At 56.7% G+C, this 21,823-nt stretch carries 21 protein-coding genes; 9 read left to right on the forward strand and 12 right to left on the reverse strand.

The window, feature by feature from the left end; translation table 11 throughout:
- Positions 1 to 2 precede the first annotated feature (2 nt).
- The 4 genes from WCS52_05185 to WCS52_05200 form a co-directional block, all read right to left on the reverse strand.
- On the reverse strand, positions 3 to 704 hold the full coding sequence (locus tag WCS52_05185; protein ID MEI6166568.1) for a cytochrome c biogenesis protein CcdA: 702 nt from the start codon (positions 702 to 704) through the stop codon (positions 3 to 5).
- A 146-nt stretch (positions 705 to 850) separates the two neighbouring features.
- Positions 851 to 1,318, reverse strand: coding sequence for a thioredoxin family protein (locus tag WCS52_05190; GenBank protein ID MEI6166569.1), 468 nt, complete (start codon positions 1,316 to 1,318; stop codon positions 851 to 853).
- Between the two features lie 18 nt (positions 1,319 to 1,336).
- Entirely contained in the window at positions 1,337 to 2,323 is a 987-nt protein-coding gene (locus WCS52_05195; protein MEI6166570.1) for a permease, read from the reverse strand.
- A 167-nt stretch (positions 2,324 to 2,490) separates the two neighbouring features.
- On the reverse strand, positions 2,491 to 3,747 hold the full coding sequence (locus WCS52_05200) for an SGNH/GDSL hydrolase family protein (GenBank protein ID MEI6166571.1): 1,257 nt from the start codon (positions 3,745 to 3,747) through the stop codon (positions 2,491 to 2,493).
- A gap of 180 nt (positions 3,748 to 3,927) precedes the next feature.
- Here WCS52_05200 and rpsU point away from each other — a divergent pair, with 180 nt between their 5' ends.
- From rpsU to WCS52_05220, 4 genes are read left to right on the forward strand one after another with little or no spacing between them, the layout of a single operon-like run.
- A complete protein-coding gene (gene rpsU, locus WCS52_05205) occupies positions 3,928 to 4,113 on the forward strand; it encodes a 30S ribosomal protein S21 (protein MEI6166572.1) in 186 nt (61 codons plus the stop codon).
- A gap of 54 nt (positions 4,114 to 4,167) precedes the next feature.
- Positions 4,168 to 5,094 (forward strand): TIM barrel protein, encoded by a 927-nt coding sequence (locus tag WCS52_05210; GenBank protein ID MEI6166573.1) that lies wholly within the window; start codon positions 4,168 to 4,170, stop codon positions 5,092 to 5,094.
- Positions 5,095 to 5,131: 37 nt separating this feature from the next.
- On the forward strand, positions 5,132 to 6,046 hold the full coding sequence (locus tag WCS52_05215) for a GDP-mannose 4,6-dehydratase (GenBank protein MEI6166574.1): 915 nt from the start codon (positions 5,132 to 5,134) through the stop codon (positions 6,044 to 6,046).
- Positions 6,043 to 7,041, forward strand: coding sequence for a lysylphosphatidylglycerol synthase transmembrane domain-containing protein (locus tag WCS52_05220; GenBank protein ID MEI6166575.1), 999 nt, complete (start codon positions 6,043 to 6,045; stop codon positions 7,039 to 7,041). Before WCS52_05215 ends, WCS52_05220 begins: the two co-directional genes overlap by 4 nt.
- Before the next feature lie 36 nt (positions 7,042 to 7,077).
- Here WCS52_05220 and WCS52_05225 read toward each other — a convergent pair whose 3' ends face one another.
- Positions 7,078 to 7,719: a class II aldolase/adducin family protein gene (locus tag WCS52_05225; protein ID MEI6166576.1), complete on the reverse strand. Its 642-nt coding sequence runs from the start codon at positions 7,717 to 7,719 to the stop codon at positions 7,078 to 7,080.
- Positions 7,720 to 7,830: 111 nt separating this feature from the next.
- Between WCS52_05225 and fusA the strand changes: the two genes are divergently transcribed.
- A complete protein-coding gene (gene fusA / locus WCS52_05230) occupies positions 7,831 to 9,921 on the forward strand; it encodes an elongation factor G (GenBank protein ID MEI6166577.1) in 2,091 nt (696 codons plus the stop codon).
- Positions 9,922 to 10,215: 294 nt separating this feature from the next.
- Here the strand turns inward: fusA and WCS52_05235 are convergent, their stop codons facing one another.
- Positions 10,216 to 10,854 carry a hypothetical protein gene (locus WCS52_05235; GenBank protein MEI6166578.1) on the reverse strand — a complete coding sequence of 213 codons (639 nt, stop codon included), beginning with the start codon at positions 10,852 to 10,854 and terminating at the stop codon, positions 10,216 to 10,218.
- A 114-nt stretch (positions 10,855 to 10,968) separates the two neighbouring features.
- Here WCS52_05235 and WCS52_05240 point away from each other — a divergent pair, with 114 nt between their 5' ends.
- The 3 genes from WCS52_05240 to mtnA are packed head-to-tail and all read left to right on the forward strand — an operon-like array spanning position 10,969 to position 13,897.
- Positions 10,969 to 11,967, forward strand: coding sequence for a glycosyltransferase family 2 protein (locus tag WCS52_05240; protein MEI6166579.1), 999 nt, complete (start codon positions 10,969 to 10,971; stop codon positions 11,965 to 11,967).
- A gap of 5 nt (positions 11,968 to 11,972) precedes the next feature.
- Entirely contained in the window at positions 11,973 to 12,821 is an 849-nt protein-coding gene (locus tag WCS52_05245) for a CPBP family intramembrane glutamic endopeptidase (GenBank protein MEI6166580.1), read from the forward strand.
- 14 nt (positions 12,822 to 12,835) lie between these two features.
- Positions 12,836 to 13,897, forward strand: a complete 1,062-nt coding sequence (gene mtnA / locus WCS52_05250) for an S-methyl-5-thioribose-1-phosphate isomerase (protein ID MEI6166581.1) — start codon at positions 12,836 to 12,838, stop codon at positions 13,895 to 13,897.
- Between the two features lie 29 nt (positions 13,898 to 13,926).
- On the opposite strand, the gene WCS52_05255 is transcribed toward mtnA, so the two are convergent.
- From WCS52_05255 to trpC, 6 genes are read right to left on the reverse strand one after another with little or no spacing between them, the layout of a single operon-like run.
- Positions 13,927 to 16,071, reverse strand: coding sequence for a serine/threonine-protein kinase (locus WCS52_05255; GenBank protein ID MEI6166582.1), 2,145 nt, complete (start codon positions 16,069 to 16,071; stop codon positions 13,927 to 13,929).
- 7 nt (positions 16,072 to 16,078) lie between these two features.
- Positions 16,079 to 16,255, reverse strand: a complete 177-nt coding sequence (locus tag WCS52_05260) for a hypothetical protein (GenBank protein MEI6166583.1) — start codon at positions 16,253 to 16,255, stop codon at positions 16,079 to 16,081.
- Positions 16,252 to 16,842 (reverse strand): flavoprotein, encoded by a 591-nt coding sequence (locus WCS52_05265; GenBank protein ID MEI6166584.1) that lies wholly within the window; start codon positions 16,840 to 16,842, stop codon positions 16,252 to 16,254. The genes WCS52_05260 and WCS52_05265 overlap by 4 nt, the downstream gene beginning before the upstream one ends.
- A 42-nt stretch (positions 16,843 to 16,884) precedes the next feature.
- Complete coding sequence (gene trpB / locus WCS52_05270; protein MEI6166585.1) at positions 16,885 to 18,081, reverse strand: tryptophan synthase subunit beta; 1,197 nt, start codon at positions 18,079 to 18,081, stop codon at positions 16,885 to 16,887.
- Positions 18,078 to 18,722 carry a phosphoribosylanthranilate isomerase gene (locus WCS52_05275; protein MEI6166586.1) on the reverse strand — a complete coding sequence of 215 codons (645 nt, stop codon included), beginning with the start codon at positions 18,720 to 18,722 and terminating at the stop codon, positions 18,078 to 18,080. Before WCS52_05275 ends, trpB begins: the two co-directional genes overlap by 4 nt.
- Positions 18,723 to 18,724: 2 nt before the next feature.
- Positions 18,725 to 19,531, reverse strand: coding sequence for an indole-3-glycerol phosphate synthase TrpC (trpC, locus tag WCS52_05280; GenBank protein ID MEI6166587.1), 807 nt, complete (start codon positions 19,529 to 19,531; stop codon positions 18,725 to 18,727).
- Positions 19,532 to 20,195: 664 nt separating this feature from the next.
- Between trpC and WCS52_05285 the strand changes: the two genes are divergently transcribed.
- Positions 20,196 to 21,755: an ATP-binding cassette domain-containing protein gene (locus WCS52_05285; GenBank protein ID MEI6166588.1), complete on the forward strand. Its 1,560-nt coding sequence runs from the start codon at positions 20,196 to 20,198 to the stop codon at positions 21,753 to 21,755.
- The last annotated feature ends 68 nt before the right edge of the window (positions 21,756 to 21,823 follow it).

Consider the following 21,823-nt stretch of genomic DNA (forward strand, 5'->3'; position numbering starts at 1 on the left):
GGTCACGGAGCCGTATAAATCAGATACAGACCCCCTGCAAGAACCAGAGCCCCACATACCTTTTTCAAAATCACCGCACCCTTCGACTTCTCATTCCAATCCAGGTAATGCTGAACCACCCCGGTAAACGTACCGGCCAGCACGATCACGGCACAGTGGCCCACACCGTAGAACACGAGTAAGAGGAGGCCATACGTCAGATTCGTCGAAGCCAACTTGAACGACACGGCTAGCATCGGCGCCATATACGCAAACGTACAGGGACCGAGCGCGATTCCGAATACCAGACCTAAAATGAGCGCCGCCAGCATGCCCTTGCGCTTCATCCCTGGCTGAGCCGCCCCCGGCAGGGGAAGTCGGATGGCATCCAACAGGTAAAGGCCGACGACAAAAAAGATGGCGGCGACGGCGTAGTTTCCCCAGCGCCCCACATCCCCCATCATCCGGCCGGCCGCTGCCGTAATGCCCCCGATCACGCCGATGGTGATCAGAATCCCAACCGCGAACAGCAAGGAAAGGGTGAACGCCCGACGGGTCGTCATCCGCCCCTGCTGGTCAATAAACCCGACAATCAAAGGGATGCTCGCCAGATGGCAGGGACTGAGCAAAATACTGAGCACGCCCCAGACAAAAGCGGCGGTTAACGCCAATGCCGCCGAGCCTTCAACGGCATGTGACAAGGCAGTAAATAATTCTTCAAGCATCTTCTATCTCCTCCCTCTTAGGCAGGGGCGCGAAAATTACCCCCCTCACCCCAACCCTCTCCCTCGAGGGGAGAGGGTGAAGACAATTGCGCTTTTCCCTCTCCCCTCGAGGGAGAGGGCTAGGGTGAGGTGCTTATTCCACCTTTTTACAGATTCAAACTAACGCCAAACTCCTTCCACTTCGCCAAAATATCTTCCTTCCCGAAGAACCCCTCGTGCCGGAAGAGTTCCTTGCCCTGCGCGTCATAGAAGATTTGGGTCGGGATCACATTGATCCCGTACTTCTTCCCCGCCTCCGGGTTCTGCCAGACGTCAATAAACTGAACCTCCAGCTTTCCCACGAGGGTCTTCTTGAGATCTTCCAGGATCGGCGCCATCATCTTGCAGGGAATACATTTCCCGGCACCCAAATCAACCAGGAGGGGTAGCACCTTCTCCTGACTCATAGCGGGGACGACCTGCAAGGACTGCTTCTTTCCGGAGTTTTTGGCAACCAGCACTCCAGCCACAGCAAAAGCCAAAATGATCCAGATCCATTTACCCGATCCGCGACAACAACTTCCGCCGCGACAGCCACAGGCCGAACCCTCATCCTTCTTTTCGTTCGTCGTCATTGTCTGTCTCCTTATCTGTTACATGATGGCATTAAACAAATATCCGACGAGCATAATCCCAATCGCGACCACGCCGAAAAACACGGCGAGCAAACGGGGTTTGAGCACTTTTCGGAGGATGATCGCCTCTGGCAGGGACAGCGCAATCACCGCCATCATGAACGCCAGGACCGTACCCAGCGCCGCCCCTTTCCCGAGCAAGGCCTGTACAATGGGAATGATGCCCGCCGCGTTGGAATACATCGGCACCCCAATGACCACCGAAAGCGGAACGCTCCACCAGGCCCCTTTACCCATAAATGACGCCAGGGCATTGGCCGGCACATACCCATGAATACCCGCACCCACGGCAATGCCGATCACCACATAGAGCCACACCTTACCGACAATATCCCTCACGGCCTCACGGCCGATCCGGATCCGGGCGGCGATATCAAGTTTTTCATCTTCCAGACCTGTCGTTGGACCGGTTGCGTAAACCCAATCCTCAACATGCGACTCCATTTTCAATCGCCCGATGACCCAGCCGGCGACGATGGCGATGGTCAAGCCCATCCCCAGATAGATGGCCGCCACCTTCCACCCGAACAGTCCGAACAGCAGCACCAGCGCGATTTCATTCACCATGGGGGCTGAGATCAGAAATGACAGGGTCACCCCCAGTGGAATCCCGGCCGTCACAAAGCCGATAAAGAGCGGCACGGCGGAGCAGGAACAAAACGGGGTCACAATTCCCAGCAAAGCCGCCAGGACATTCCCCACCGATTCACGCTTGCCTGCCAGAATCCGGCGCGTCCGTTCCGGAGTGAAAAACGAGCGGATAATCCCCACCACAAACACAATCAGGGTCAGCAGCATCAACACTTTGGGCGTTTCAAACACAAAGAACTGAAAGGCGGTACTGAAGGGATGCCCCTGCGGCAGGCCCAACACTCCATAGGTCAACCAGGCCGAAACAGATTCCAGATTCCAGTACACCCCCCCCCACAGCACGAGGATGCCCATTCCCTTGAGAATACGTGAGGACCATTTTTCTTCCACGTTATGCTCCGCCTTCATCTCAACCTCCTGTTAAGTGGTCATTCCTGCGTTTGGCATCCGCCCGGATCACATCCACCGCGCAGTCAAAAGCCTTGAGGATGCAGGGTGTTTCCATCTGAATACTGAATCGGTTATTTCGGCAGCCAGCCACGCGAACGCAGTTCTTGTTCCATGCATTCGGCTAACACCCGATGTCCCGCCGGAGCCGGGTGCATAAAATGGACAAGATAGTCCGGGGGATACCGGGTCTCAGGAATCTTCTCGATGGTATTATAATACGGGGCCCCCACCTCTTTGCAGATGGCCACCGCTTCGGGTTGCATGGGACCAAAAACAAGTAACCTGAAATGGTGTGTGCGGCTCAGCTCCACAAACTCAGTAAAACATTGCCTAACCCCGCTCACATCAATTCCATCCCTGAAATGTTCAGGGATCTCCCCTTCCTTGAATTGCCGCATGTCGCTCAGGGGTGTCAGGGCAATATCCGCAAACTTTTTCCGGTTGAAAATGAGGTAGTAGAGAAAAGAGACGTCTTTCCGGTCCCACTGACATTTTTGCGGGACGAAAAAGGGGTAATTGAAATCATTATCGCACCACCCGATGACCACAATATCCGGCGCATATGCCAGGGCGCGACATTTCAACATTTCCAGTTCAAGCTGGGTATTGTAGCCCGGCACCCCGAAGTTCAAGGTTTCATAGACATGCCCATCACTTCTCGCATTCAGATTACGCCCCAGAACCGCCATATAGGGCTCATTCTCCGCCACATCCCACCCGAACATACCGGAGTCACCCAACCCGACAATACGAAAGCCGTTCGTCCCCTTCGCTTCCTGATATTCACGGATATCACGCATCCCCGCACGATTGACCTTGACCCATTGATGTCCGAACTCCCGCTCCAGTTGCGGCCTTAATTCATAGATCAGTTTCGAGTTCGCACTTCGACGCACGAGCGCCGCCAGGGGATGGGAACTACTAATGGTCTCCTCCTTTAACTGGGCAGAAATCGCATCCAACCGGTCCAAGGACTGACTTTCCTGAGTTCGCTTGAGAATGACTCTCAATCCGACTTCCGCCACCAGAAACGCCAGCCCGGTGCTCACGGCGCACAAACACAGCCGCCCGGTAAAAACCAACCACTGTCGTCGCCCGTAATTCACACCATAGCGCAGCAAGAACCAGCCAAACCAACCCACCAAGACCAGGATGATCCTGGGTTTATGGTGAGTCGCATGGATCACATGAGTCAAAGGCCCTCCATGAAAGGCCATCAGCACCAATATCACCCCATTAACCAGGCTCAGCACCAGAAGCCCCCAAGCCAAAGTCCGCCCCCACCGGGATCCCCCCGCTTTTTGTATCCAATTGCCAACAGAATTCATAGACCCACCTTTACACAAAGATCCGACAATTTGAACAGAAGCACGCCAAGATCGCAAAGAAGATTTTTAGAACAAAGAATTCCTTGAATTTTGAACCAAACTCCCGTATACCATGCGCCTGTTTGATTCAAGGATCAGCTAAATCAGGATCCGGATCACGAAGGGAAGGTGACATTACACGTGGCTCAAGTCAAAATTAGACGCGGCGAAACCGTTGACAAAGCTCTGCGGCGCCTGAAGAAGATCATGGACAAGGAAGGCATCATGAAAGAAATCCGTGCCCATCGATACTTCGAGAAGCCCAGCGAGCAGAAACGCCGCAAGGCAGCCCGTGCCCGCGCTCGCGCGGCGTACAATATCGTTTGATTCAACTGCTGAATCTCCGAAAGCTCCCTGGATTTCCAATTCAGGGAGCTTTCTTTGTTTAACCCCATGATCTTCAGCCTGACAACTCGTTGGAATGCCCGCCGGCATGAAACCGGCGAGACGATGCTTGAGGAAATTCTCAACCTCGGGTTCGATCATGTTGAACTGGGCTTTGATCTCACCCCCAATCTTGTCCCCGGCGTGCGCCAGATGGTGACCGCCGGCCGGGTCAAGGTCGACAGTCTCCACGCCTACTGCCCGCTCCCCCCGGTCCCCTACCCCTCACCGGAACCCTTTACCCTCTCAGCTTCTGATCCCGCGATCCGGGCCAATGCCCTGCATTATCTTGAAAACACCATCCGCTTTGCCGCCGAACTCGGAGCCCGGGTGGTGGTGGCCCATGCCGGTAATGTGGAGATGAAAATGATCTCCCCTCAGTTGGTGGAACTGACGACCGCCGGCCGTCAATACGACGAGAGTTACGAGAAAACCCGGATGCAGCTTATCCTGGCCCGGGAGAAGGCGGTGACGTCACAACTTCCCCATCTCTACGCCGGCATCGAACGCCTGCTCCCGCTGCTTGAAGAAACCCACTGCACTTTGGCCTTTGAGATTCTGCCCACCTGGGAGGCGATCCCCACCGAGGTTGAAATGGAGCAATTGCTCACTCACTTCAATTCCCCCCACCTCCGGTGCTGGCTCGATATGGGGCATGGTCAGATCAGGGAAAACCTCGGGCTGATCAGCCACGCCCGCTGGGCGAAGCGCTTGCGACCCTGGCTGGCCGGAATGCATATCCATGATGTCCGCCCCCCCGCCACCGACCACCTGATGCCACCGGCGGGGGCAACCAAATTCGAATTATTCAAAGACGTTGCCCGGGATGATATTATCCGCGTGCTGGAACCCTCCCCGAATGTCGCCGCTGAAGACATCGTGACGGGATTAAGCCTCATCCGGGCGGCATGGGCTCAGACGTGAGAGGCGAGATGTAAGACGTTAAAGAGTGAGTAACGGTATGAATATATTAGTAACAGGAGCCTGCGGATTTGTCGGCAGGCATTTGATCAACGAGTTAACCACCCATGGCCATCAGGTGACCGGGTTGGACATCGGGAGCACGCCGGCCTGGCTCACCCCCAACACGTACATTTCAGGCAACATCACGGATTCCGACGGACTGGACCAGATTGTGGCCGAGACCAAGCCCGAGGCCTGCATTCATCTGGCGGGTTGGGCCTTTGTTCCCTCCGGCACCGTTTCCCCGGCCAAAATTCTGGATGTCAATCTGGTAGGCACCACCCATGTACTCGAGGCATTCCGGAAAACGGTCCCCTCGGCCCGGATCCTTTTTATCTCCACCTCACACGTCTATGGTATGCGCGCCCGCTCTGCCCCGATTCAGGAAGACGAGTTACTCGGTCCGGACACGTTCTATGCCATTTCAAAAGCCGCGGCCGATCAGATCTGCCGCCTCTATGCCAAACAATACGGCATGCACATCATCGTGGCCCGCCCCCACAACCACATCGGCCCGGGGCAATCTCCTCAATTTTCAATTGCGTCGTTTGCCAAACAGGTCGCCGCCATCCGCGACGGGGCCCCCGCCTCCATGAGGGTCGGCAATCTGGAAAATCGCCGCGACTTCACCGATGTGCGTGACATTGTCCGCGCCTACCGTCTTCTGATTGAAAAGGGAAGCGCCGGCAAGGCCTACAATATCGCCTCCGGCCATGAAGTCAGGGTCGGCGATGTGCTTACCCGCCTCTGTGAACTCGCGGGAGTGAGTCCGGTCATCAGCCGGGACCCCGCCTTCTATCGCCCTGCTGACGAAAATCCTGTACTCGATACCCGGCGAATCCGCCACGATACCGGCTGGGCGCCCGTCATCCCGCTCGACCAGACGCTGGGAGATATCCTGAACCAGGTATGAGCAAAGCCACCCAAACGCTCTCCACCCTCCTGAAAGTCGGCATCGCCATCGCCGTCCTGGCCCTTATTTTCAAAAAGATGGATATGAGGCAACTGCAGGTGACCCTGCACTCCTCGGCCGGAGAATGGCCCTGGCTGCTGGGAGGGTTTTTACTTTGCGCCCCGCCCATTTTTCTCTGTATGGCCCGCTGGAAAATGATTCTTGACGAGCAGGAGATGAAACTGGGCTGGCACCGGGTAAACTCCATCTTTTTTATCGGGCTTTTCTTCAACTCGTTCATGATCGGCCCCACGGGCGGTGATCTGGTAAAGGCTTATTATACGGCCCGCGAGACCAACCATAAAAAGACGGAAGCGGTTTCGACCATCTTTATTGACCGGGTCATCGGCTTATTTGTTTTGGCCCTTCTCGTCAGCGTGATGATTCTGACCCGTTGGGATTTCTTTATGACCCACCCGGCCTCCCGGGTCTATGCCTGGCCGGCATTGACGGCCTGCGCCATCCTGATTAGCGGGGGTGTCATCGCGTTCACAGTTCATTTATTCGAGGCCTTCCCGTGGATCAGGCGTTGGAGTCATATCAAACTGGTCGGCAAGGTGTTAGAGACCGTTGAACGGGTATATAACGCCTTTTATGTATGCCGGGCCAACCCGCGCCTGTTACTGCGTCTGGCCCTCACCTCAGCGCTGATTCAACTCTACTTTGTGGTGGTGGCCTGGTACGTGGGCCATGCATTAGGCATCCATGTCACCTTTATTGATTACCTCGCCTTTTCACCCCTGGTCGGCTTGATCAGCGCCATTCCCCTGACTCCAGGCGGCACAGGGATCCGGGAGTTTGCCTCCATTCAGCTTTGGTCGGCATTGGGCGTTGCCAACGATAAAGCGCTCCTGCTCACCTTTATCCCCTACATTTTCATGCTGATATGGGGATTGCCGGGGGGCCTGCTTTTCCTGCGCCAGGGCGGGAAAAAGCCAGTAGACAGTGAGCAGTAAGCAGTGGGCAGAAGGCTGTTCCCACTGCCCCACTGCTTACTGCCCACTGCCTGCTGAACCGCCCCATGCCGCCAATAAAACCGTCCCGGCCTCGTCCAGATCACTGCCAAACGCAATGATCCCCTCCTCATGGCCGGCCATGGCGGCCAGTTTCCGGTGGGGCAGATCGGTTTCACGATAGAGGCGGAGGATTTCACGCGCCATTCCAGGGGTTCCATAAGCGACCTCCACCGCGGTCGTCGGCACGGTATGCAGAAGGTGTTTCCAGAAGTCGAGATGATGGACATGTATCACCGCCCCGACCGCCGGATCCGCCTGATAAAACGCCGCGTGGGTCATGCATTCGGCCGACGGCGTGGTGAGTGGTGATTCCGCGCGGAATTCAACGGCATTGCGATCAATATCAACGCGCACGATCTCCGTATAATGTTGCGGTCCAAGATGTTCCAACCCACCCGTTCGGGTGGCCGTAATTACAAACCCGCCGGGAGTCCGCACACTGAGGTTGCCATATCCGACCCCTTTGAGATCACCCGCCTGATACATCCCGATCAATTGGAGCGAAAAAAGCCGTTCCCGCCAGCGATTGAGTTCCGCCAGAACGGAAGGCGTAAAAACCGCCGAATCCACGAATCTGGGCGAAAACTTATAATACCCCTCCTTGGGCTCTGTAGTCATAGGGCATATCTAGCGAGTTTTTCCTTGATTATCAACGTCTATCGCCTCTATAGTGCGCGCGATTTTACCCGGGAAAAGTTCACGGGTAGTGTATTCTTTGAGGAACTCATTATGGCTGACGACAAGATTGGTTTATCGCAGATTCGAAACATTGGAATTATGGCCCACATTGACGCTGGTAAAACCACGTGCAGTGAGCGCATTCTTTTCTACTCGGGGAAAACCCACAAGATCGGGGAAGTTCATGATGGCGCCGCCACCATGGACTGGATGGATCAGGAGCAGGAACGCGGCATTACGATTACTTCCGCCGCCACCACCACCCACTGGCGTGAACATCGCATTTCACTGATCGATACCCCAGGGCACGTGGACTTCACGGCCGAAGTGGAACGCAGTCTGCGCGTGCTGGACGGCGCCGTCGCCCTCTTCTGTGCCGTGGGCGGGGTCCAACCCCAGTCCGAACAGGTCTGGCGTCAGAGCGAAAAATACAGCGTGCCGAAAATCGCCTTCGTCAACAAGATGGACCGGACGGGGGCTGATTTCTACGGGGTGGTTGAAAAAATCCAGAACATCCTGGGCGCCAATGGCGTGCCGATCGTCATTCCGATTGGCAAGGAAGAAGCCTTCTCGGGAATCATCGATTTGATCAAGATGAAGGAAGTGGTCTATAACGAACAGGATCGCGGCCAGACCTGGACGGAAGTGGACATCGCCCCGGAGCGTCTGGAAGAAGCCAAGAAATGGCATGCCTTCCTCGTCGAGAAATGCGCGGAGGTCGACGACGCCCTGCTGGAGAAGTTCCTTGAGACTGGCGACCTGACGGAAGCCGAGATCATGTCCAGTTTGCGCAAGGCCACCATTGCCCGCAAGATCATCCCGATCTATTGCGGTTCGGCCTTCAAAAACAAAGGGGTCCAGCGCCTTTTGGACGGCGTGGTGGACTTCCTGCCCTCCCCCGCAGATATCGCCCCGGTGATCGGGCGCGTGGACGAAAAAGAGGTTCACCGGATCCATTCCGAGAACGAACCCTTCTCCGCGTTGGCCTTCAAAATTGCCGCCGACAAGCACATGGGTAAAATCGTCTTCATCCGGGTTTACTCGGGATCCATCACCTCCGGCAAACCGGTGTATAACAGCACCCAGAAAAAGGAACAGCGCATCGGCCGCCTGTTGCGGATGCATGCCAACCGGCAGGAGTCCATTGATATTGCCCGGTGTGGCGATATTGTGGCCGCCGTCGGGTTGCAGCAGACCAAGACTGGTGACACCTTGTGCTTCGAAGACGACAATATCGTCCTTGAGTCCATTGAGTTCCCCGCTCCCGTGATCTCCATCAGCATCAAGCCTGAGAGCCGGGCGGATGATGAGAAATTGAGTCATTCCCTGCATTGTCTGGCGGATGAAGATCCTACGTTCGTGGTCAGTTTTGATGACGAGACCAAGGAAACCATCATCGCGGGTATGGGTGAACTTCATCTGGAAGTACTCGTGGAGCGCATGAAGCGTGAGTACGGGGTGGTTGCCCAGGTTGGCCGTCCTGAAGTGGCGTATCGTGAAACGGGAACGTGCCTGTCTGACGGTGAATACAAGCACGTCAAGCAGTCCGGTGGTCGTGGTCAGTTCGCGCACGTCTGTATGCGTCTTGAGCCACTCGCCCCCGGCGAAGGCTTTGAGTTCGTCAACGAAGTCCGCGGTGGCCGTATTCCCCAGAATTTCATTGCGCCTGTCGAAAAGGGTGTCATCAAGGCGATGTTGAAGGGACCGATCGCAGGGTTCCCCGTGGTGGATATGCGGGTCGTGCTGTACGATGGGTCCTACCACGAGGTTGACTCGAATGAGTTCGCCTTTACGGAAGCGGCGCGCGCCGGTTTCCACAAGCTGTTCCTGGAAAGCAAGCCGCACCTGCTTGAACCGGTCATGTCGGTTGAAGTGGTCACTCCTGAAGACTATATGGGCGCCGCCACGGGCTCAGTCTGTCAGCGTCGCGGCCGGATTGACTCCATGGATGAACAGGCCGAATACAAGGTCATCCGCGCGATGGTGCCACTCAGCGAAATGTTCGGGTACTCCAACGTGGTCCGGACGATTTCACAGGGCCGCGCCTCGTATACGATGCATTTCGAGCACTACGAAGCCGTGCCGTTCGGACTGGCCGAAGAAATCGTCACCAAGCGCCGGGAGATGAAGAAGATCAACTAAGCTCTTCTGGATAAAATTGAAAAGGCGGCCAGGGTAACCCGGCCGCCTTTTTTTTGTGCCACTCCAGCCTTCCGGCCCTCTATCCTCTGCGTATCCTGATTTTGATGGCCGAGGGAATGGGGTGCTCCGCGATTAAAATCAAATATCCGCCGCCGTGCTCAGACGAGCCGCTCCCGCCTGATCGATATGGGTGTTTGACAACACATCATAGTCCGACACCCGGGGATAAAGCGGAACCAGGTACAGATTGGCCTCCAGCCATGACAGTACCTCATCCCGTTGAACCGACTTACGTCATCTAAAGTCATGTGAGGCGCCGCGCGAATTCAGCTCGTACTCCTCCCGGGCCAGGCGCCGCCGCTGCTTGATGTGGTCTGCCGCGAATTGTTCGGGCACATGCCCCGCTTCCACGTCCTGCGCCATGCGCACATCACAGCGGGTACGGTGCATGATTCCCAGAATTTTGCCCACCTTGGCGGCATACTCCTCCAGGGGCAGATTCCGCACCTTCATGGACAACGCCTCCACATCGGTATTCCGTTCGGCATTCAGGATGGATTCAAGAATGCGGATGACCACGCGCATATCACCCGCCTCGTTTTTCATTAATTCCTTCAGCTCTACGGCCAGGAAATGGGCGGCATACGGCATCATCACGCGCAACTCGGCCAGGGTGCGACGCTTGTCCAGGATCGCCGGCTGAAGCTCCTTGCAGCGGCCCACCTGGTCAAGAATCCGGGCGTCTTTGAGCGAAATCAGGCGTTCGGCGATTCCCAAGGCAATCCACGGCGCCACATTCAACTGGCGGCTCAACTGGATCGCCCGATCCGCGACCGCCCCGGTATCTCCGCGACTGCGGGCCAGCGCGCCCAGCTTCTCTTCCCAGCGGTCGGGACGCACGTCATCTTTCGTCTGAGATAATTTTGGACTCATGCGCGACATCCTGCGATGCCCGTCTTTCCGTGTCGAGACTGAAATGACTTTTATCCGTGGCAGGACGGCCAAACTGTGCTACAAATCCGCCTTCAACAAGGATGAGGAAGCGCTATGACAGAGATTTCCGTGGTGGTCCCGATTTTTAACGAGGAAGAGAGTGTTGAACTCCTGATTTCCCGCCTGCATGAAGCCCTGACCGCCACCGGGCGTTCCTATGAAATTGTGCTGGTTGACGATGGCAGCAAAGACCGGTCCTGGGAAAAAATGAAGGAGCTGTCCCACCAGTACCCCGGGCTCCACCTGATTCAATTCCGCCGTAACTTCGGCCAAACCGCGGCCATGAGTGCCGGATTCAACGAGTCGCACGGCGAGATCATCATTACGATGGATGCCGACCTCCAGAATGACCCCAAGGACATTCCCCTGCTGCTGGCTGAAGTGGATAAAGGCTTTGACGTGGTCAGCGGCTGGCGCCGCGACCGCAAAGACACCTACATCAACCGGCGGCTCCCCTCCGTTATTGCCAATTACCTGATCAGCCACATCACAGGGGTACATCTTCACGATTACGGTTGCACCTTGAAAGCCTATCGCCGGGAAATCGTCCAGAACATCCAGTTATACGGGGAATTGCACCGGTTTATCCCCGCCCTGGCCAGCTGGGTCGGCGGGCAGATTTCGGAAGTGGTGGTCACCCACCACGCCCGGCAATTCGGCACCACCAAATACGGAATCGGCCGCACCTTCCGGGTGATTCTGGACCTGGTGACCGTCAAATTCCTGATGCGCTACAGCACCCGCCCCATTCATATCTTCGGCAAGTGGGGCATGACCTTTGGAGCCCTCGGCTTCATGATGCTGTTTTTCATGGCCGGCGCGAACATGTCCCACTATTTCTTTGGAACAGAGTTCTGCTCGGAATTAATCAAGCGGCCCTTCTGGGTCATCACTCCCTTTATGCTCATCTTCTTCGGGCTTCAGTTTATTTCCATCGGGCTTCTGGCAGAACTCCAAATCCGGACCTATCACGAGGCTCAGCAAAAACCCATCTACGTTATTCGTGAATCGATTGAGCCCGCGAATATTCCCGGCGGCTCACCACATGCCTGACGGTCATGCCTAGCGAGCCACTCATTTTACAATCCCCCCTCTTACAGCCCGCCCTCATCATGGGGCTTTCCTATGCCATGTTGCTATTGGGGGGAACCGTGACGGCCTCGCTCCTGATTATCCGGACCCTGCGGACCCCGATCCGATGGGAACCTCACACGGAGTGGCTCAGCTCACGACCCTGGACGTGGCGGGAAGGTTTGGCGCTCATCGGCCTCATCGGCCTGCTGATCGGCCTGGGATGGTGCATTTCCAGCCTGCTGCATCACCCTCGCGAAGGGACCCTGCTCATCATCCAAGGGCTGACGCTGGATGTGGCCGGGATTGGAGGCATGGCCTGGCTGACCCATTCGCGCGGCTGGCGCTGGAGCGAAGCCTTCGGGACCATGCCCTTAACACCCAAACTGATCAAGTATGGGGTCGTCTTTTATGTCACCCTCATTCCGTTTATTCTCATTAGTTCCCTCGTTTCGCAGGGAATTTTGTCACTCAATGGCTATCCCCCGAACCTTCAGGATATCGCCGTTTTACTTTCCGGCGATTATCCCCTCTGGATCCGGGCGATCATGTTTGTATTCGCGATTGCGGTGGCCCCCATTTTTGAAGAGTGCCTGTTCCGGGGCGTCTTGCTTCCCATTGCCGTGCGCCGATTCGGCCTGGGTTCGGGCATTTTCCTGATATCGGTTGTTTTTGCAGCCATCCACGTCCACCTGCCCTCCTTCATTCCCCTGATGATCATCGCCGCCGGATTTTCCCTCGCCTATCTGTATACCCGATCCCTTTGGGTCCCCATCATCATGCATGGGCTGTTCAATGGGGTGAATCTCGCCATGCTACTTGTCATACGTCAATAACCGGAGTGCCCTATATGTCTATACGTACCATTGATTGGAATCCTGACTCTGCGACCAGCCTCCTCCCCGGATCCGTGATCATGGTGGATCAAGTCCGGTTGCCGGCCGAACTGGTTTACCTGAAAACCCGTAGCGTGGAGGCGGTTTGGCAAGCCATCAAGACCCTTCAGGTACGCGGGGCCCCGGCCATCGGCATTGCCGCGGCCATGGGGGTGGCCACCGCCATCCAGAGCCAGGAGGGCAACACCCAGGAACTGGCGAGCGCCGCCCTTCAGGCCGCTGATTATCTGGCAACATCCCGGCCTACCGCCGTCAATCTGTTCTGGGCGCTTGACCGGATGCGGGGCGTGATCCGCACGGCCATGCCGCTCACGCCCCCCGCCTTCAAGGAACGGCTGGTGCGTGAAGCGATTCAGATCCGGGATGAGGATGCCGCCATGTGCCGGGCGATCGGACGGCACGGGGCCACCCTTCTCAAGGATGGCGATACGGTATTGACCCATTGCAATGCCGGTGGACTGGCCACGGCCGAATATGGCACGGCCCTGGCCCCCATCTATGTCGCGACCGAGCAACAGAAGCACATCCGGGTCTATGCGGATGAAACCCGGCCCCTGCTTCAGGGCGCCCGCCTGACGGCCTGGGAATTGATGCAGGCGGGCATCGACGTCACATTGATCTGCGACAACATGGCCGCCCATGTGATGAAAACAAAAACGATCAATGCGGTGATGGTAGGCGCCGATCGCATTGCGACCAATGGAGATGCCGCCAACAAAATCGGGACCTACGGGTTGGCCCTGCTGGCCAAGGCTCATCACATCCCGTTCTACGTACTGGCCCCCAGTTCCACGTTTGATTTTTCCTTGAAAACCGGCGCTGATATTCCCATTGAAGAGCGGGCCCCGGAAGAGATCACCATGGGGTTCGGACGGCGCACGGCGCCTGAAGGGGTCAAAACCTATTCCCCCGCTTTTGATGTCACGCCAGGGGCCTTGATTACCGCCATTGTCTGCGAAAAAGGAATCCTGACGCCCCCGTTCGCATTATCACCCGGGCTGGCCAACGCGACCTGACCGGGGGCAACCGGGATTAGACCTCATGGTCAATGCATCGCCCGGCCATAAGCACTTTGGAAAGCTAAAATCAGGTCCGCATGCTTCTCGGCAAAAGGGGACGTTCCATGGGCTTCTAAAAAGGCATCCATCGCCCGATCCGACAGCAGCGCGGCTTCCCGGTTAATGGTGGCCGACTCGATGGCGCCCCTCATTTTTCCCAGGTCATATTGGTCCAAGTCAATTCCCGCCCTTTTCACAAGCTTTCCAAAAGCGGCAAAAGCCGGGTCTGCCCGCATTTCCGCCTCTTCCGCCGCGCGCGCCGAGGCCAGGGAAGCCGCCTGAGCCGCGGCAACCAGATCAGCTTTTCTACGCGCAATCAGCATCGAGCCAAGCACCGTTCCACTCTTATCCCAAAGGGCATCCGCCTCGTCCGTTTTTCCCGCATTATACGCCGTCACCCCGCGCACCAGAAACCCCTGCGGCAGATCAAGGGCGATGAGCCTGGCCTGCTTTTCGGCCGGAGCAATTTCCTCCAGTTTCAAATCAACCTGAGCCATCTGATCCATGGTTCTCATAATCAGTTTTCGGTCACGGATCGCCATCAAATGTCCACTAAAGGGGCCCCGCACGAGCTGAATAGTAATGTCCTTGTCAATATCCGCCTCAAAGGACTTCAGCAGCGTGTCCGGCAGGGAACAGATATCCTCCACGGCACGATCCACAGAGGCCATTTCAGCGCGATGCTTCTTCAGTCGTTCTTCCTTCAACGCAGCGTCCACCAGTTGGTGGGCCACTACATATTTCCCGGACAAGACACACGAGGTAATCGCCTCCTGCCGGTTCGACCAATCCACTTCCGCCTGAGCCGCATCATCCAGGACCGCCTTTTTAGCCTTCAAGGAATCAGCCAGTTCTTTACGGACAGACTGCGTCTCCTCAACCCAATCATCCGTGTACGTTTCCAGCCATAGAATCCCTTGCGCCAGTTTCCCGGTTTCAATGTACGTATCCACGGTGCTTCTGATCCCCCGGATGGTCCGGGCAATGGCGACATCGTTATTGGGTTTAACCTTTGGCGCAGGGACAACCGGAACCACCTTCTTCACCACGGGCTTGGGCGCATTGGTGGGAACCGTCACCGTCAACTGGGGAATGGGAACCGTCACCTCCTTCGGTTTATTATGAGAAAACCACCATATCCCGCCCATTTGAATGGCCGCAATACAGGCCCCGACGCCCGCTATAATGGCCAGGCGGACCCAGACCGGTTGCTTCTCAGTCTTCTTCTCGTCCGCAACGGGAGTGGCCGCCTGCAAACGACGCCGCATCGTGCTGGCCCCTTCGGGCGGTGCTTCCCGTGTTGACATCGAACTCTTCTGAACCCGGTGCAATTCCTTTAAAACGGCATCCCAATCCGCCAGGCGATGGGCGGGGTCCTTGATCAACATCCATTCAATCAACCCGCATACGGAAGCCGGCACCTCCGGCACTAACTCGCGCGGATCCGGAATCTGGGAGGACACCTGCGCCTCCATGGCGTCACTATCGGACAAGTTGTGGAAAGGCCGCACCCCGGTCACCATCTGGTACAGGCAACACCCAAGGGCATAAATATCCGTGCGGCAGTCCAGGGGCACCTGTCCCTGCACCTGCTCGGGCGAGATATACCCCGGGGTACCGGCAATTTCATCAGAGGCCTGACTCGCTCCCTGGGAGTCCCGGGTCAGCGACAAGCCTAGATCGGCGACCTTGATCGTGCCATCATGGTCAACCATGATGTTTTCGGGTTTGATGTCACAGTGGATCAGGCCGGCCTCACGCCAGGCATATTTAAGCGCCACGGCAACGGATTCGATCACCACCAGGGAATCCTTGTAGGTCAGGACTTTCTTGCGCCCAAGCCATTGCCCGACGTTATACCCGTCAATGAATTCCATCACCAGGCAGCAATGGCCATCCTGCTCACTGGCATCATACATATGAACGATGCCGGGATGCTTCAGCTTGGCGGCCGTCCGGGCTTCCTTGATAATCTGCTTGATACTCTCGGGATCATGGCTCAACCGGGGGGGGAGCAGCTTGATCGCCACCAGGCGGTCCAAGGACAGCTGGCGGGCTTTCCAAACCTGCCCCATGCCACCCTCGCCGACCTTCTCAATCAGCTCGAATCCAGCCAGTGTAAAGTCATTCATAGAATCATTATTTCAGAAGGACGCCTATGGTCACACCCAGGGCGATAAAGCAAAGGTACACCAGTGAAGCGGCGGGCTTGATCACCATAAACACCAGATTCACTGGCGAATCACCCTTGGTGAAAATCATGATCACGACCGAAAAAGCGATCAGAAGCAGGGCAATCAATACATTTTTTGTCATACGCTCACTCCTCTTTGCGCCCGAGCCCGGGTTAATACCAACTCCACATCCGAAAGAATTTTATGAAGGTCAGCCAGGCGCCCCTCCCCCTCCCGGCCACAGGCCAATTCGCCCGTCCCGACTTCCACAAACGTGACCCCACGGGACTGAAGGAGCTCCCGATTGGCCCGCGTTGCCGGATGGGTCCACATATTGTCATTCATGGCAGGAGCAATCACCAGGGGCGCCTTGGTCGCGAGCGCGGTACAGGTCAGCAAATCGTCGGCCAAGCCCTGGGCCAGTTTGGCCATCACGTTGGCGGTACAGGGGGCAATCACCAGCACATCGGCGCGATCGGCATAGGCAATATGCTCAGGATGCCACCCGTCGACCTCATCAAACAGCCCCAGCCCGACCGTATTCCTGGATAAGGTCTGAAAGGTCAGGGGGGTGACAAACCGGGTGGCGCCGTCCGTCATGACGACCGAAATATCCCACCCTTTTTTCTGCATGAGGCGCAGCAATTCAACAGCCTTGAAGGCGGCTATTGAGCCCGTCACGCCCAACACGATGTGCGGGGTCTCTCGCTGTTCATCCCTTGTTGCCATAATTAGACTCAAAGCCTGCCAGTTTCCGCCCCTTTTGTCAATTTAGGAGGACCGATATTCGAGCACACTGTCCAGATCCTTATCCCCGCGCCCGGAAAGGCATACCACAATGGCGCCGTGTTTCCCGACCTCGAGGGCACGTTTCCTTGCCTCGGCGATCGCATGGCTTGACTCCAGCGCAGGAATGATGCCTTCCAGCAGCGTCACATCATAAAAAGCGGCCACGGCTTCTCGATCGGTAATGCCTGAATAGACCACCCGCTTCAAGTCCGCCCAGAGGGCGTGTTCGGGGCCCACCCCAGGATAATCCAGCCCGGCACTGATGGAATGCGCATTTACAATCTGTCCGTTCGGATCCTGAAGGACATAGGATTTACTGCCGTGCAGGATCCCCGCCCGGCCGGCCTCGATGCTGGCCGCATGCTGGCCCGACGCCAGCCCATGCCCGGCCGCCTCCACGCCGATCAGCTTGACACTGGGATCATTGATGAAGGGATAAAAGATTCCGGCCGCATTGCTCCCGCCGCCCACACAGGCGATCACCATCTCCGGCAGCTTGTGCGTCTGCTCCAGGAACTGGGCCCGCGCCTCTATCCCGATGACACTTTGAAAATCACGAACCATCATGGGGTACGGATGAGGACCGGCCACCGTGCCGATGACATAAAACGTCGTTTCGACCTCCGCCACCCAGGCCCGCAACGCCTCGCTCATGGCATCCTTGAGGGTTCGGGTCCCGCTGCGCACCGGCACCACCCGCGCGCCCAGCAGCTTCATTCGCGTCACATTGGGGGCCTGCCGGCGGATGTCCTCCTCCCCCATATAGACATCACACTCCATGCCAAAACGGGCCGCCACGGTGGCGGTGGCCACGCCATGCTGGCCGGCCCCCGTCTCCGCCATCAGTTTCCGTTTTCCCATGCGGCGCGCCAGGATCGCCTGACCCAGGGTGTTGTTCACCTTATGGGCGCCCGTGTGATTGAGATCCTCCCGTTTCAGGAAGATGCGGGCTCCGCCAAACGCCTCGGTCAGGCGCGGAGCAAAATAGAGCGGCGACGGCCGGCCTACATAATTCTTGAGCAAGTCGCGGAATTCCGCATCAAAGGCCGGATCCGCCTGGGCGGACCGGTACGCCGCTTCCACTTCAATTAAGGCCGGCATGAGCGTCTCCGCCACATAGCGCCCGCCATAGACCCCGAAATGTCCCGTCGCATCCGGCCCCGATTTCAAATCATTCATGTTGGCCCTTCCTGACTTTTTTCAATCATTTCCGCCGCCGCCCTGGCATGGGCAATAAACGCGGCCACTTTGCGAAAATCTTTTTTCCCGGGAGCGCACTCCACCCCGCTGGCCACATCCACACCGGCCGGACGAACCTGCCGGATGGCCTCCGCCACCGATTCAGGATCGAGACCGCCCGCCAGGATAGCCCGGTGTTGCGCCGCAAAACGGCGGCCCGCGTCCCAGTCGATCTTCACGCCGGTCCCCCCATACGCGGGCGACGCGGCATCCATCACAAACCGCGCCCCCTTCCACAGTTCCGGAGCCGGGCTCCAGCCGCCCGGTTCCAGACGGACCGAACGCCAAAGGGGAACGGGCAGGTCCAAAAATTCCCCGGGGCGCTCGTCCCCGTTCAGTTGCACGGCCGCCAGCCGGCAAGCGGCCGCAATCTGCCTTACCTGCGCGGGGGATTCGTTCACAAACACACCGACCGGCCGGGCATGGTCAGGCAGGTGGTCCACAAGGTGCGCCAGGGCCGCGGCCGTAACCGCCCGGGGAGACTTGGGGTAAAGCACAAACCCCAGATAATCCGCCCCCCCCTCCAGCGCCCACCGCGCATCATCAAGATTGGTCAGCCCACAAATCTTTATCGTAAACATAATCAACCCGGGGTTCGAAGGGCTTTCAGCGCTTTTCCAGGGAACGTCTCCCTGAGCAGGGATTCTCCAATCAAAAATCCATGATACCCGGCCTCCTGCAATCCAAGGAGATCCTCCCGCGTTTTGATCCCGCTCTCCGCGATGCAAAGCCGGTCCTTCGGGATCCGCTTTGCCAGCTCATGCGCCACCGCCAAATCCGTCTTCAGGGTCTTCAGGTTCCGGCTGTTCACCCCGATGATGGCCTCTTCACAGGAAAGCGCCACCTTCAGTTCCGCCGCCGTATGGACTTCCACAATGGTTTCCAACCCCAGCTCCCGGCTCTCCCTGTAAAGCAGTTCACACTGCCCCGGGGCCAGCGCCGCAACAATCAACAGGACCACATCGGCGCCCCAGGCGGCCGCCTCCATCAGCTGATAGATATCCACCATGAAATCTTTGCGCAACACGGGAACCGTGACGCAGCGCCGGACGGCCTTGAGATCCGCCTGTGACCCCATAAAATAGTTCGGTTCCGTCAGGACGGAGATCGCGGCCGCCCCCCCTGAGACATAGGCTTGCGCCAGGGCCGCAGGATCAAACGAGGCCCGCAGCTGACCGGCCGAGGGACTGGCCTTTTTCACCTCGGCAATGATCCGGGGCGCAGGGCTTTGCCTCAAGGCCTTTGAGAGACTGCGGTAGTCCACTCGCTGTTCAATGAGACAATAGAGTTCATTCACGGCAACCGACCGTTTCGCGGCGGCAACATCCTTGCGCCGGTCGCGGATAATACGTACTAAAATGTCATCTTGAGAAATAACGGGACTGGCCATGGGCACTCACCTTCTTGATCATTCACCCGATACAACGCCCTTGTCGGGAAAAAGGGGAAAACTGTCATCCTTTTTACCCTGTCAGGAGACCCATCACAAGCTCATAAGCTATTAAGCCCAAGGCAGACACATCTATAACACTCGAAATATAGGAGATTTTACCACGGAGATTCAGAGAGAGAATTCAAAGATAATGTTGCGGAATTTGTAATTCCGGAGTACCGGAATTACAAATTCCGCAACGGTTTTCTGGAGTAATACCACGAGAAAGAGGGATTAAAGAAGACCTGGCCCGACCTGGCCAAAGGAACCTGGCCGAAAGAGATTGCCTGTGGTGAGTGAGTCGTACTGTCGAAGTAATCTCCTGTATTCCTCAGGGAAACCGTGGCGTTTATTCCGGCCACATGTACTCATGGGGGCGAAATAAACGCCACGGTTGCATTTCCTTCTCTCTCTAAATCTCCGCGTCTCCGTGGTAAATCTTCCTCTTTTCCCGTCAGGACGAATCACTGGAAAATTCCGGTGTTTTGCGGCATTTAGATGCGTCTGCCCTGCTAATAAGCCGAGCCCCATCAGCAGAAAAACTTGCGGTTACCCTCTCTGTCGGGCAATATCCACACCCGCCACAAGGCAGGTAAGTAAATTTTGAGATCGGAATGAATGCGTGATTGCGACAACTAAGCTAACCAAAAGATTTGGACCGGACATTTTATTTGAAGACGTCAGCGTTCAATTCACCCCGGGCAATTGCTATGGCCTGATCGGGGCCAATGGCTCCGGAAAATCCACCTTTGTCAAAATTCTGGCCGGCCTCATCCCTGCCAGCCAGGGCGAAGTCTCCATTGGCCGGGACTGTACGCTCGGCTATTTGCGCCAGGATCATGCCGAATTCGATGAGGTCTCCATTCTGGACACCGTGTTCATGGGAAACAAGAAGCTCTGGGCGCTTCATCTGGAACGCGAAGCCCTGTATTCAAAAGCGGATCTGACTGATGCCGAACATGACCGCAGCGGCTTGGTCGAAGATGAGTTCGGACAGGCGGGCGGCTACACCATGGAGGCGGATGCATCCAAACTGCTGGCGGGCCTCGGCTTCACCGAAGATGTCTTCACCAAAGAGATGAGCACCCTGCAAGGTGGCTTCAAACTCCGGGTACTGCTGGCCCAGGTATTGTTCGCCCACCCCGACGTCCTCCTGCTGGATGAGCCCACCAACCATCTGGACATGGAGTCCATCGAATGGCTGGTGGATCTGTTGAAGCGGTATGAAGGCACCGTCATCGTCATTTCGCATGACCGCTTCTTCCTGAACCAGGTCTGCACCCATATTGCCGATCTCGACTATCACGAAATCCGCATGTTCACAGGGAATTATGATGATTTTACCATTGCGAGCCTGGAAGCCCGTGAGCTGAGGGACAAGGCCAACAAGAAGATGGAGAAACAGATTCATGATCTGAAAACCTTCATCAGCCGGTTCAGCGCCAATGCCTCCAAGGCCAAACAAGCGACGTCCCGCCAAAAATTGCTTGGGAAAATCGAACTCGAAGTGGTGAAACCCAGTTCCCGGGTATCCCCCTATATCCGCTTCACCCCCAAACGGCGGCTGGGCGACAAGGTCATTCAGGTCGATCAGATTTCCAAAAGTTACGACCTGCCGCTCTTTAAGAATTTTTCCTGCGAAATCGGGCCGAAGGAGAAAATCGCGATTATCGGCAAGAACGGCGTCGGAAAAACCACGCTTCTCAAAATCCTATGCGGACAGCTCCCCCCGGATTCAGGATCAGTGGCGCTGGGCGACACGATCCAATTCAGCATCTTCCCCCAGGATCCCGGGGAAGTCCTGGATCCAAGCTGTCAAGCCCTGGCCTGGTTGCGCCGGTTTGCCGACGAAAAGGATGCGTCAGAGACTGAGCTCCGGTCGTTCATGGGCCGGATGCTGTTCAGCAAGGATGATGTGTTCAAGCCGGTTGAGGTCCTGAGCGGAGGAGAAAAGGCCCGGCTGATTCTCGCCAAAATGATGCTGGAAGGCGGAAATGTCACGATTCTGGACGAGCCGACCAATCATCTGGATCTGGAATCCATTGAAGCGTTGAACTTCTCCCTGGCCCAGCTCGAAAATACGGTCATCTTTGTATCCCATGATCATCGCCTGATCAAGTCGCTGGCCACGCGGATATTCGAAATCAAGGACGGGAAGGTCCTGGACCGCTCCTGCGACTGATGCCCAAGCCCCAATGCTTAACAGTTTAAGCATTGGGTTTTGTGTCAAAAAAAGTCCAAAGTTAAGAG

The organism is bacterium, assembly GCA_037128595.1.
In the GTDB taxonomy this organism is placed as follows: domain Bacteria; phylum Verrucomicrobiota; class Kiritimatiellia; order CAIKKV01; family CAITUY01; genus JAABPW01.